Source organism: Victivallis sp. (assembly GCF_048170485.1).
Lineage (GTDB): Bacteria > Verrucomicrobiota > Lentisphaeria > Victivallales > Victivallaceae > Victivallis.
Map to the genome: position 1 here is coordinate 1 of NZ_DBEXAY010000019.1, position 12,499 is coordinate 12,499.

Annotated in this window: 8 protein-coding genes; 7 read left to right on the top strand and 1 reads right to left on the bottom strand. The window is 57.5% G+C overall.

Going from position 1 to position 12,499, the window contains the following annotated elements; genetic code table 11:
* Window positions 1-201: 201 nt before the first annotated feature.
* The 7 genes from ACMLHG_RS00990 to ACMLHG_RS01020 all read left to right on the top strand — a co-directional run bounded on the left by ACMLHG_RS00990 (window position 202) and on the right by ACMLHG_RS01020 (window position 12,004).
* On the top strand, window positions 202-918 hold the full coding sequence (locus tag ACMLHG_RS00990) for a prepilin-type N-terminal cleavage/methylation domain-containing protein (RefSeq protein WP_417169233.1): 717 nt from the start codon (window positions 202-204) through the stop codon (window positions 916-918).
* 100 nt (window positions 919-1,018) lie between these two features.
* On the top strand, window positions 1,019-1,627 hold the full coding sequence (locus ACMLHG_RS00995) for a hypothetical protein (protein ID WP_417169234.1): 609 nt from the start codon (window positions 1,019-1,021) through the stop codon (window positions 1,625-1,627).
* Window positions 1,624-5,925 (top strand): malectin domain-containing carbohydrate-binding protein, encoded by a 4,302-nt coding sequence (locus tag ACMLHG_RS01000; RefSeq protein ID WP_417169235.1) that lies wholly within the window; start codon window positions 1,624-1,626, stop codon window positions 5,923-5,925. Before ACMLHG_RS00995 ends, ACMLHG_RS01000 begins: the two co-directional genes overlap by 4 nt.
* 23 nt (window positions 5,926-5,948) lie before the next feature.
* Window positions 5,949-7,352 carry an HAD family hydrolase gene (locus ACMLHG_RS01005; RefSeq protein WP_417169236.1) on the top strand — a complete coding sequence of 468 codons (1,404 nt, stop codon included), beginning with the start codon at window positions 5,949-5,951 and terminating at the stop codon, window positions 7,350-7,352.
* 19 nt (window positions 7,353-7,371) lie between these two features.
* Window positions 7,372-8,772 (top strand): MBL fold metallo-hydrolase, encoded by a 1,401-nt coding sequence (locus ACMLHG_RS01010; protein WP_417169237.1) that lies wholly within the window; start codon window positions 7,372-7,374, stop codon window positions 8,770-8,772.
* Window positions 8,769-10,349: an alpha-amylase family glycosyl hydrolase gene (locus ACMLHG_RS01015; protein ID WP_417169238.1), complete on the top strand. Its 1,581-nt coding sequence runs from the start codon at window positions 8,769-8,771 to the stop codon at window positions 10,347-10,349. The genes ACMLHG_RS01010 and ACMLHG_RS01015 overlap by 4 nt, the downstream gene beginning before the upstream one ends.
* 227 nt (window positions 10,350-10,576) lie before the next feature.
* Window positions 10,577-12,004, top strand: a complete 1,428-nt coding sequence (locus ACMLHG_RS01020) for a GH39 family glycosyl hydrolase (protein ID WP_417169239.1) — start codon at window positions 10,577-10,579, stop codon at window positions 12,002-12,004.
* A gap of 8 nt (window positions 12,005-12,012) precedes the next feature.
* On the opposite strand, the gene ACMLHG_RS01025 is transcribed toward ACMLHG_RS01020, so the two are convergent.
* The coding region (locus ACMLHG_RS01025) for a transposase (RefSeq protein ID WP_417169240.1) at window positions 12,013-12,499 on the bottom strand (487 nt) is incomplete at its 5' end.

Genomic DNA, 12,499 nt, shown 5'->3' on the forward strand with positions numbered 1-12,499 from the left:
TTTGTCTTTTTTATACTTATTTTTGGCAATTTTATTAATTCTATATGTCTTTTTTGATGTTATATTAGACATTGAAAAGCCATTGCGGGAGCATATGGCGAGGAACTCAATTCTGCTCAAACAGGGGGAAGAGCGAAGAAGGACGTTTTTGTAGGAAGACCATCGGTTCGGGAGTCCAGCCCGTAAGAGGAGACGCTGTCGATGAGAAAGAAAATTTCTTCGTATTTCATTTCAGGAGGGATTGTCGTCATGAAAAGCTCGGATCAAGTGAGCCTCTTTCCTGCCCGGCCGCGACAAGTTTTTACGCTGATCGAACTTCTGATCGTAATTGCGATCATTGCGATTTTGGCGGCGATGCTGCTCCCCGCACTCAACAAAGCCCGGGAATCGGGGAAACGCGCCTCCTGTGCCTCCAATGTCAAGCAGTTGTGCACGATGGTTTTTCTCTATACCGGTTCCAATGAGGATTACCTGCCTGTCCGGGACATCTGGTACCAAGCTCTCCTGGACAACAAGAAAGACGTTGAGAAGAATCTGCCGAAAATCTTTTTCTGTCCGGCGCAGCAGAATCCCCCACTTGATTATCAGACAATGCATTATGGGATCAATGAAAACATCACCTCCAAGGAGCTGGTGCCGCACCGGATCTCCCAGTGCAAACGGCCTTCCCAGATCATTCAACTGGCGGACGGTGACGGTGACGGCGACGGCGATTATATGATCAATGCCGCCTTTTGGATCATCGGCAGTTTTCACAGCGGTCCGACCCCCATCGGCTATCTTGATGGTCACGTTTTCTCACAACTGCGCACCCTGGTAAGCAGAATGAATGCAATGCCGGGTACCATGTCGGCCGTCGGCTCATGGACCACGGAATTGAGCCGGATATGGGGGGAAGGCAACTGGTTTATGAAATAATTTCCGCCGGAATTTGGCTTGCATCCGTACGTCAGGAGGCCATGATCTCCATGGATTTTTTCAGCTTTTTCACTCGCCATCAATCAGAAAGGAATTGAACATGAAGAAAATGTGCAAAAAACTGTTCTGCGCCGGCATCTTCGCTCTGACCTCTGCGCTTCCGGCGGCAACTCCCATCGAAAATGACTTTTCCGTGAATGCCGCGACCAAGGGCATGACGCTCGGGAAAAATGCCGCAATTGCCGATGGAGTTCTGGATCTGAAAGGGTGGCCGGTCGCCCGCTGGGATCTCTCCTCCTTCCGCGGGCCGGTGAGAATCCAGTTCCGCCTCTCCCCGCAACAGGCGCTTCACGAGAAGAATTTTCATTACGGGTTCAATCTGGTTGCGGAGGATGGCCGAAACGCTCTGTTCTACGCCGCCCGCAACCGCATTGACGCGCAGCTCACTTCACCGAAGACGGAGGGCGGAAAAGTTTTGAGCAAGGCGTGGATCAACCCGAAAATGGAAACCGGCATCCAGGACCGGAAATGGAGTCAATTTGACATTACGGTCACGGAACAGGAGGTTCAGGTCCGCATCGACGGCGCACTCTGCATGACCGCCCGGTTTGCCCTTCTGCCGTTGAAGGAGTTCAATTTTCACAGCTACAACTATCATCTTCAAGTCGATGACCTGAAGATCGAAGCTGTCGGGGATGGGCAGAAATGAATCTCAGCAGAACAATCCTGCTTCTTCTGCTCCTTGCCGGAGCGGGCAGAGGGTTGGCTGTCGAGCCGGTCATTCAGGACTTTTCCTCCTCCGGGGACGCCGGGCAGATCGGCCGGAATGCGGAGATCAAGGACGGGGTGCTGAAGTTGAAAGGATGGCCGGTCGCCCGCTGGGATCTCACCCCGTTCAACGGCCCGGTCCATATTCGTTTCCGTCTGAAACCGCTGCGGGCGCTCCATGAAAAGAATTTTCACTACGGCTTCAATTTGTACAGCCGGACCGGCACCCGTGCGCTGTTTTATGCCGCCAACGGCAGGATTGACGCCCATCTGCTCAAGCAGGAGGGCGATTCCGAACGACGTATCGCCGCGGCCTGGATCCCGACCGGAATGAAGACCGGAATCCAGAACGGGCAGTGGGCGGAATTTGATATTTCCGTCGGCCGCGAAGTGGTCTCTGTCATGATCAACGGCACCCGCTGTCTTACAGCAAGATTTCCCATGATTCCGCTTGCCGCGTTCAGTTTTCACAGCTACAACCACGAACTTGAAGTGGATGATCTCCTCATCGAGTCGGTGATTGAGAAAGAGGCCGCAGTTGCGCTTGAACCGCTCTTTGCCGCAGATTTCAACCGGAATCTCGACGCCGTCACTCTCCGGGGAACGGTATCTCCCGTCCGGAAAGGCCGGGCGGAACCGGTACAGGATGCGGATGGCGGCGCGGTGCGGCTTACCGGCAGCACGCTGAATTATCCGTTCCAGGCGGAACTCTCCCCGCGTCAGGGGGCGATTCAGTTTCGCGTTCGCAGCGTTGACGGCCGCGGCGGCGAAATCCTGCGCCTCTCGGATGGGGCTGGCGACCGCGTCCGCTTTTCGCTTCGACAGAACTCTCTCACGGCGGTCATCGCACAGAAGAGAGACCCGCGCGGACTTCTGTTTCAACGCGCCGTTCCCGGAGACGGCGGCGACTGGGTTCTGATCACGCTGGTGTGGAAGCCGGACCAGACCACCAGACTCTTTGTCAACGCGCTGCCGTATGTCGTGGATTTCAAACCGGGGCAGCGCGCACCGGATATGGTCGACCCGGCCTTTGACGGTATAAAACAGCTGATCCTGGGAGGGGAAGGCGACCTCGTCATCGATGACGTCAGGCTCTGGCGGCGACCGCTCTCCAACCGGGAGGTCTATGAAACCTATCGCAAAACCATGCCGCTGGACATGGTGATGGAGGAGACCTTGTTTGACGAGACCCGGGATGCCGAACCGGTGGTCCGGGTCGCGCCCGGAGGATTTTTCACCCGACCGCTCCCGGTGGCGGCTCCAGCATCGATTCCCGCAGAGGCGGAGTTTCAGCTTACCCTCCTGCGAAACGGGGACTCCCGCCCCCTGTGCGAAACGACCATACGCAAAATGATTGAAAAGCCCGAAGAGATCCGGTTGGCTCCGATTCGGCTCCCGTTCGGAAGTTACACGTTAATCTGCAATATTCTGCGCGACGGCACCCGCCATCGTAAATCCTTTCCCATCCTCTCTGCCCGGGCACCGGCAGCGCGGAGAATGGCCGAAGCCGCCGATGTTTCCGCCGGGAAACTGCTGTTTGAAAAAAACTTGACCTCCGCGGCCGATCCGGCGGTCTTCAGCGAAGGGGCAACGCATGCCGGAGGCGGCGGCCGCTATCTGGAGGCCGGTTCCGGCAAGGGAGACCGCTTCTGTTTCGAAATTTCCTTCCCGCGGGAACAGTTGGGGAAACCGGTGCTGCTCGACATCACCTGGCCCGACGACAAGCCGCGCTCCATGGGATTCTACATGTACGGCAACGGCATCTGGGCCAACCGGGACCGGCTGCAGAGCGGCGTCCAGGCGGGCCGGGAATATCCGGAGAGCGGTAAGTTGCAGACGACGCGGCACCTCTTCTACCCAGGCGTGGAAACCTATCTCTTCGAGGCGCGCACCATGGCGAAAGAGATGCCGGCTGCCGTGGCGAAGGTACGCGTCTACGCGCTGGCGGAAGAGGAACTCCCCCGGCTGGCTCTCCGGGAACCGGAGGGACTGCCCGGGCGGAAATTCGGTTTCGTGGACGAAGATCAGACCTTCAACAACAATCTCGGAATCGACCGGGCCAATCGACGCTCGCCCCGGTATCGGGAGTGGCAGACACACTACAACTCGATAACCGCCTTTGTGCTGGATGAGACCATCCGCTATTTCGATTATGTCGGGATGAACCGCTTCTACTGCCCCTACTGGCGGTATGCGAGCGGCTCCGCCAACGTCGAAGGGCACACCGGCAACGGACTTTTCCCGTTCCGCCAGGGCGATATGCCCTATATTCTGAAGCGATTTGCCGATGCAGGGATGGAATTCATTACCGCGCTTCAATACAGCACGCTGCCGGAAGGGGCGAATGCCACGAAGATCGACCGGGATTTCCGAAAAGAGGGCATTCTTCTTGAAAATCGATATGGCGAACTCTCCAATGAGAACGGTCTGGGACGTTTTACCGTCGACCCCTCTGCGCCGGAGACCCTTTCGCTCCTGGGACGCCACCTCTTCGATACCGTCGAATACTTCCGTCGCTATCCCTCCTACGACGGCCTCTTCTGGTGGGGAGGGCTGGAAGGCTGGCCCAATCTGAACGAAGGGTATGGCGCAGCCACCGCCCGCCGCTTCACCCGCGACACCGGGATCGCTCTCCCGGAAGCGCCGGCGGACCGCTACCGGCAGCTCACGGGTCCCCTCCGCCGGGAGTGGATCAACTGGCGGGCCAGCGTGACGGAACAGTTCATCCGCGCCGTCAGAAAAGGGTTGACCGCCGCCGGCGGGAACGTACCTCTGCTGCTGCAGGTGCCGCTCGAACCTGCAGCGCGGGAGGAGCATGGGCTGGATCTCGAGGCGATCGCCCGGATTCCCGACATTCAACTGATGATTCGCCGCTCGCCTACCAGATACCGGCACGGATTTCACTGGGGGACGGAGGAGCTGCCGGACAACGAGCAGATGTACCGCTACGACGACCCGGCGCTGGTCAAGCTGCGCCGGAGCGGGAAACTGCACGGAGTATTCGCGTTTTACACCTATTTTGAGACCTACGTCTCTCCCGTCGCCGCCATGGCGAAGCGATACCCGACCGTTTTTGAAGATGCCGATGTGAAGCCGCACGGGCGCTGGTTCCTGCGCGAATTCGCCTTCGATGTCGGCGCCATGGACGCGCTGGAAATCGTCTCCGGCGGCCAGGTGCTCAGTCCGGTGGGCCGGGAGGCGGAGGTGCGCGAATTCGCCCGTGCCTACCGGGCGCTTCCCGCGATGAAATTTCACGATGTGCCGGGGCTGACCGATCCGGTTGTCGCACGGTTTCTGACGACGAAAAACGGCACCTATTTCTACTGTGTGAACATGTTCCATGAACCGGTCGCGGTGGAACTTGACGCAGGGAGAGAGTTTACGAAAACCGATCTCTCCACCGGGGATCGTTCGTCCGGCTGCAAAATCGAACTCAAGCCGTTTGAACTTCGTTCGTTTCTGGTACCGGAGGAAAAACTGCAGTTCCGCAAAATCACGCTGATTTCCGTCGGGCCCCGCGCGGAGAAGATCTATGCGCAACGGCTGAAAATTCTCCGGCAGGCGGAGGAGAAACTGCGCGCCCGCGCTCTCGATACCGGCCGGGAACAGCGCATCATCGAGCAGATAAGCCGGCACATGAAGCGCAACGAGTGGTGCGAAGTCTGGCGACTCGCCTTTTCCCGGGCGATGAACCAGCTGCTGCACAATGTTTCGGAGGTGGAACACCTTGTCAGCCGGGAACGGATGCTCAAGGCCAACCGGATCGCAATCAATTGCGGCGGCACAATCTATGTGCCCGGGCGCAACGGAGATGTGTTTTTCCCGGACCAGCCTTTCGACGGGAAGTTCGGCTGGATCGGGCGCCGTTCCGCCGTCATCCGGGCAGTCAACAAGCCGCTCGAATTTCATCGTCTGTACGAGAGCGAGGCGTACGATGTGGATGGCTACCGCTTCCGGCTGCCACCGGGCAGCTACCGGCTGCGGCTCTATATGAAGTGCGGCTTTCCCAAGGATTCCAAACCGGATTACTTCGTCTTTGACATCCTCGGCAACGGCAGGATGCTGGCGAAGAATTTCGACCTCTTCGTTGCCTGCAAAGAGGATTTCGACCAGGCGACGGTGCTGGAATACCCTGTCCGGATCGAGGCGGACGGCTCCTTCGAGCTGACGTTCCGGACCGACGGAAAACACTATCCTTCGGCCCGTTTGATCAATGGATTGGAGATTTTTCCTGAATGAACCTTCAGAACGAGTGTATTGTTATGGCAATGGCTGTGTGGCTGGCGGGGGGAATTCATGCGGCGGATTCCGGGTTGACTGCCTGGCGGACCTCCGCCGCCCCCACCCTGGAGAGTCCCGGATGGCAGAGTGTGCGATCTGAAACGCTTCAACCCGTCGATACCGAGGGATTCTGGTCGCCGTTTGAGCGGCGCAGCGGAATGACCGGGAAGGTGCTGGAACCGGGCCGGGTTCAGCTGATGTGGAGCCCGGATGCGCTCTACGTCCGCTGCCGGCTGACCGATTCTGACCTGGTGGCCTCTCCCCAAAATCGGGACCAGAGCGCCATTTATATGGCGGCAGATGCGGTGGAACTGTTTCTCAAATGCGACGATTCTCCCTGCTACTGGGAGTTTCACGGTTCCATCGACGGGAAAAAGAGCGGCTGGCGGTATTCGTCGCGCGGTCGTCTGGGGTTGCCCGGTACGGATGTGCGTTCCGCAGTGACGGTGACGGTTCAGGAGGAGGGCACGCGAAACCGCCTGGAGGACCGGGATGCAAGCTGGCAGATCCTTTTCCGCATTGACGCCGCGGAGCTCAGAAACGGCTCCGGCGGCCCGTGGCCGGGTGGGCGGCAGTGGCGGATGCAACTGGTTCGATACAACTATTCCCAATACCTCCCCTGCCGGGAGGTCTCGGTCTTTCCGAAAATGCGGGAGTTCAATCCGCACCTGACGGAGGATTACGCGGTGATCCATTTTCTCGGAGAATCCGCGGAGAAGGCGGATCTCTCCGCGGACAGCCGGCTCATCTTCGCCGACTGCGCTGTCGTGCTGTTTGATATCGACAACACCATCACTTTTTACAGGAGCAAGGACTTCCCGACTCTGCACGGAAATTTTCTCTTCCCGATCATTCGCGATCTCATGGTGGAACGCGGCTGGCGGAAGGAGAGTGCGGAGGAGGCAATCCTGGCGCTTACCAGACGCATCCCCCACTGGGATTATCCCGATTTCTTTGCGGCATTTGATCTTCCGCCCCGGGAGGCGTTCCGCCGCTGCCGGGAATGGCATGAGAAGTATATCGGGGTCAATCAGGACGCTTTGACGTTGATCGACACTCTGCGCCGGCAGGGGAAACGTCTGGCAATCGCCAGCAACAATCCCTACACCGGCTGTCTGTGGAAATTGCAGCAGGCGGGGCTGGCGGATGAAAACGGCTCCTCCGTCTTCTGCAAAATTTTCAGCACCGATGTCGTGCGCGGCTGCAAGGGAGAGCCGGCAGTGTGGCCGAACATTCTGGCGCGTCTGCCGTACCTCCCGGAAAAGATCGGGATGGTGGGCGACAATCCGCTTGAGGACTCCGATTTGCCGCGAAAGTACGGCATAAAAGCAATCTATCTCTTTGAGCGCAATCAGCCCCGGATGGAGTTCGGTGCGATTCACTGACAGAGGGGAAAGGAGTTTTATGTGCGGGAAAAAAGAGTTGCCTCTCCTGATGGCCTCGATGATCTGCGGAGCGCTGTGCTCCGGCGGGAACGCGGAGACGATGTGTTTCGGCGAACTGCTGTGCGACAATGGCGAAACGCTGATTCTGTCAGCGCCAGCCCGGTGGGAAGGGAAGCTGAACGGAAGTTCGATCGCCGTGGAATTTTCCGAAAACCGCTGTCGGATTCCCTGTGACTGCAAACAGCAGAATCTGGCGGAACTCGAAACCGAAATCGACGTGCCGGCCGCCGGAGAGATCCGCATCGGTTGCGGCGCGGACTGGTACTTTGAGTTCATCGTTGACGGCAGCACCGTCTACTCCACCTGGCAAAAGGGGAACGGTACGGCCGATTTCGGTCGTTTCAACCACATTTTTCAGGTTCCGGTGCGGGCAGGCAGACATCAGATCCGGGTCCGCCTGCGCAACGGAATGGGCGGAATGAGCTTTCATTGCGGTCCGCCGACAAAACCGCCGTATCGCAACCGGCAGCCGGTTCCGACGGAAAAACTGATGCAGGCGCTGTCGACGCTCTACACTTCGGACTGCCGCCGCCTCTCCCCGGAGCGGCGCACGGCGCTCCAGGTCTGCCAGGATGCTCTGGATCTGATTGAACCGGGAAACCGGGAGCCGGAACAGCCGGTCAATCAATGGCTCGATTCTGCCTTGGAAAAGATCAAAAGAGAGGTTCCGGCGGAGCCGGTCTCCGGCAATCGGGTCGTCCTCTGGCTGGTTTACAATATGGGAGTGATCGTCAAAACATCCGGAGCGACGTTCGGAATCGACATCTGCCACCCGAGAGCGGCGGAACTTGCCGATCTTCTGGATTTCGCCATGATCACGCACTTTCACCCCGATCATTTCGACCGGAAGTTTGTGGAAGCGATGCAGCGGGAGGGATTTATTGCCGGGAAACCGGTGTTGAGCAGTTTCTACCCGTCACGGCACTTCCGCAAATATCCGGCCGTGTGGCAGTTCGGAGACATCACCATCCGCACCGGTGACATCGATCACAACGAGATGCTGCCGAACTTTGTGACGACCTACGAGATCCTCTGCGGGAAAGGCAAAGAGGCCTGCACCATCCTGCACACGGGAGACGGAGCCAACGTCGCCCAGTTGAATCCGGCGCGTCACGTCAATATTTTGATCGCCCATCCGCGGCCGTTCGGCGAGATCCATTTTGCGGCGGAAGCGGCTTCGAAGCTGACGCCCGATCTCCTGATTGTCGGTCATCTGCAGGAGATCAGCCACGGATTCGGCCCCGGGCGGTGGAGTTACCAGACCGGATTTGACGAGTGTGCCGGACTGCCTGCATCCGTCACCGGGGTGGTTCCCGTCTGGGGAGAAAAAATCATTTTCGACCCAAAGGAGGGGGAATGAACAAGACCCATGAACCATCCTGGCTTGCACAGGCGGTTTTCTATGAGATCTATCCGGCCAGCTTTCGCGATTCGAACGGAGACGGGATCGGCGATATCGCGGGTATGATCTCGCAACTCGATTATCTGCGCCGTCTCGGTGTCAACGCACTCTGGATCAATCCCTGGTATGTCTCCTCTTTCCGCGACGGCGGCTATGACATAACAGATTTCATGCGGCCGGATCCCCGGTATGGAACACTTGCCGAAGCGCGGAATTTTTTCCGGGAAGCCCACCGGCACGGCATCCGGGTGGTCCTGGATCTGGTTGCCGGTCACACGTCGCTGGAACATCCCTACTTTCAGGAGTCCTGCCGCGGGACCGGCAGTCGCCACCAGGATTTCTACATCTGGAATCCCAACAGCGTCTACCGCGGGACTGCAGAACAGTACTACATCGCCGGACTCTTTCCGCGCGGCTCGTACTGCGCCAACTTTTTCGCATCGCAGCCGGCGATCAATTACGGGTTCAACAAGGTGGAAAACTCCTGGGAAATGTCCTGCGACCACCCGGCCTGCCGGGCAAACCGGGAATGGCTGATTTCCGTCATGCGATACTGGCTCGATCTGGGGTGCGACGGATTCCGGGTGGACATGGCTTCCTCCATCATCAAGCGGGATCCCGGCTTTGAAAAGACTTCGCAATTCTGGCAGTCGGTACGGACTCTTTTCGACCGGGAGTATCCCGAGGCGGTGCTCCTCGCCGAGTGGTTCATGCCGGAGAGATCACTGGCGGCAGGCTTTCACCTGGATTTTGTCCCGCCTTCGGGACTTTTCCGCAACGACAGCTGGAGTTGCTCGCCGATATTTTCCGGAGAGATTCTGTTTTCCGCCGCGACGAAGAAGAACGACGGCAAATGGCTCGACGGCTACCGCAAACTGTGCGATGTCTGCAACCCGGCAGGGCTCTGTCTGTTCTCCGGGACGCATGATCAATGGCGGCTCTCGTATTTCGGCAGCGATCGTGAAACGATGGTGAAACTCGCGTTCATGACGGCGCTTCCGGCGCCACCTTTTTTCTATTACGGAGACGAAATCGGCATGCGCCATCTTGTCGGAGTGGCGGTGGAAGGCAGTGCGTCACGCGGCGGAGCCAGAACGCCGATGCAGTGGGACCATTCACGCAATTTCGGCTTCTCCACTGCGGCGCCGGAGAAACTCTATCTGCCGACGGATTCCGCCGCCGGGGCTCCGACCGTGGAAGATGCATTGGCGGGACGAAATCCTCTCTTCACCACCGTCAGGGAGTTGATCCGTCTGCGACGGGAGCATCCCGCTCTGGGAGGCGACGGTGCGCTCGAACTGGACTGTCCGGAAAACTTTCCGCTGCGCGTGACCAGACGCCTGGCGGGGGAAACGATATTCGCCGCATTCAATCCCTCCGGCGAAACGGTCAGTTTCCCTCTGCCGGGCACGTGGGAAACGCTGCTGACACGTGGCGTTGTCCGCAAAAACGAAATGCTGCTTTTGGAGCCGGTTTCCTTTATTTTCCTCCGAAAGGCAGCTTCCCAACCGGGTGGGAAGATGCATGACGTGTGATTGCCCGGGGAGCCCTACGGGGAAACTCTGACTGCCGCGGGAAACGAGCGATCCGTATGCGGCAGACGGATTGTACGGAAAATTGAGGATATTCCTCTCTATAGCCCGACGTTTGACAAAGTGCGTCAAAGAGCTTGCAATCGACGGAGAGCAGAATATAGTAACAGGGACATGGAATTGTCACACCACTTTTGTTGAAACAATTGTCCACGGAAGGAGAGAGTGCAATGAAACAACTGCTTGTAAATACGGAAGTCAAAAAAACGCTGTCGAAAATCTGGGAATTCGGCGTCAACACCTGTCATGCGCCCCTCTGGCTGCGTACCGATCTTGTCGGGCAGTTGAAACGGCAGCACACCGAGCTGGGGTTTCGTTACATCCGGTTTCATGACATTTTCGGCGATGAGCTGGGCGTGGTGGATTCCGAAGGAAAATTTCATTTCGAGCGGGTCATTCAGATCTATAAGAATGTGCTGGCATGCGGAATGAAACCGTTTGTGGAACTCTCCTCCATGCCGGGGGCGCTCGCCTCGGGGGAAAATAACGTCTGCTTCTACAAATTCCGTTCCGATCCGCCGGCACGCTGGGAGGCCTGGCGGGAACTGGTGGCGGCCTTTGCCCGTTCTCTTACCGGAGCATTCGGTGAAGAAGAGGTGAAAACGTGGTATTTCGAAGTCTGGAATGAACCGGATATCCCGTTCTGGAGCGGAAGCCGTGATGAATACTTCCGGTTGTATGATCTTGCGCGGAACGCGATAAAATCCGTATCGCGGGCCTACCGGGTCGGCGGCCCGGCCACCTCCAAGACAAAATGGATTCCGGAATTTGTCGCTCACACCTCCAGGCCGTCGAAGGAGGATCCGGATACCGGGATCCGGTGTGATTTCATTTCGACGCACGCATATCCCAGCGATCTGGCGTTTCTCAACAGTGCGGAGGGTTCTGTCCGTCTGGAACAAGCCTCCGTCATGAGGGATCTGTATGCTGCGGTGCGGCAGGTGCTGGATACGGCCTGGGGACCGGATTTTCCGCTCCTTCTGGGAGAGTGGAACTCTTCCGCCGGACCGTATGCCTTCAACCACGATGCATGCAACAATGCGCCGTTCATCTGCAAGACGATGAGTGAACTGCGCCGGTTGTGCGCCGGCAGTCTCTACTGGGGGGCGAGCGACATCTATGAAGAGGGCGGGTTTCATTATACTCCATTCCACGGAGGCTATGGGCTGGAGACGATCAACAGCATTCCCAAGGCCTCCTACCATGCATTCCGCTTTCTGCATGGACTGGGGGATACGGAACTGGAGGCGGTGTTTGACCAGCCCTGTGAAGAACATGGAGTGCTGGCGACGGAACAAAACGGGGAATTCCGTATTCTGGTCTGGAATTACCGGTCCCCGGAATCGGAAGGCGAACCGCTGGAATTTGAAATTTCAGGAGCAGAGAGGTGCCGGGGAACGCTGGAACGAATTGAACCCGGTCACGGCAGTGCGTACGAGACCTGGCGGGAGCTGGGAAGTCCGGAGTTTCTCGATTACCGGAGTTTTGAAACGCTGACAGCGGCTTCTCGAACGCAAGAAGAAGATTTCTCCGGTGAAGAAACAATCTCTCTGGCTCCCGGAACCGTTGCGTTGCTCCGGTTTCAACGCAGCCAATAAATAGTCGATTATGCAAAAGCCAGATGCGAGAAGGAAAAACCTTTTGAGGAAAGGTTCTTTCCTTCTCGCGCTCTTCCTTTTCCAAACCTTTTTGAACCGCCTTGATTCAATTGGTCTCCCAATTGAATCAAGGCAAGCTTGAAAAATCGGTACAAAAACAGGGCGAATGCCCGTATCAGTTTCCGGATATTGAATCCGGCCGCAGCAAAAATCACATTCAGCTCATCCCCCAGGCTGCCGCGCAGTTGATTGCGATTCATTCTGTGTTCACTCTTACAATGTCCGATCACCGGTTCAATGGCTGATCGCCGGTTCCACCACCGGCGGAGAGAACGCGATGCTCGTTTTCGAAATCGATTCACGATTTGAACATCGCACCTGCCTTCATAATTGTGACCGCGATAACCGAGATCACAAATCGCCATTTCCGGTTCAAATCCAAGGATTTTTGACGCTTGCTGCAAAGCGGATTTCAGAGTATGTCCATCGTAGGGA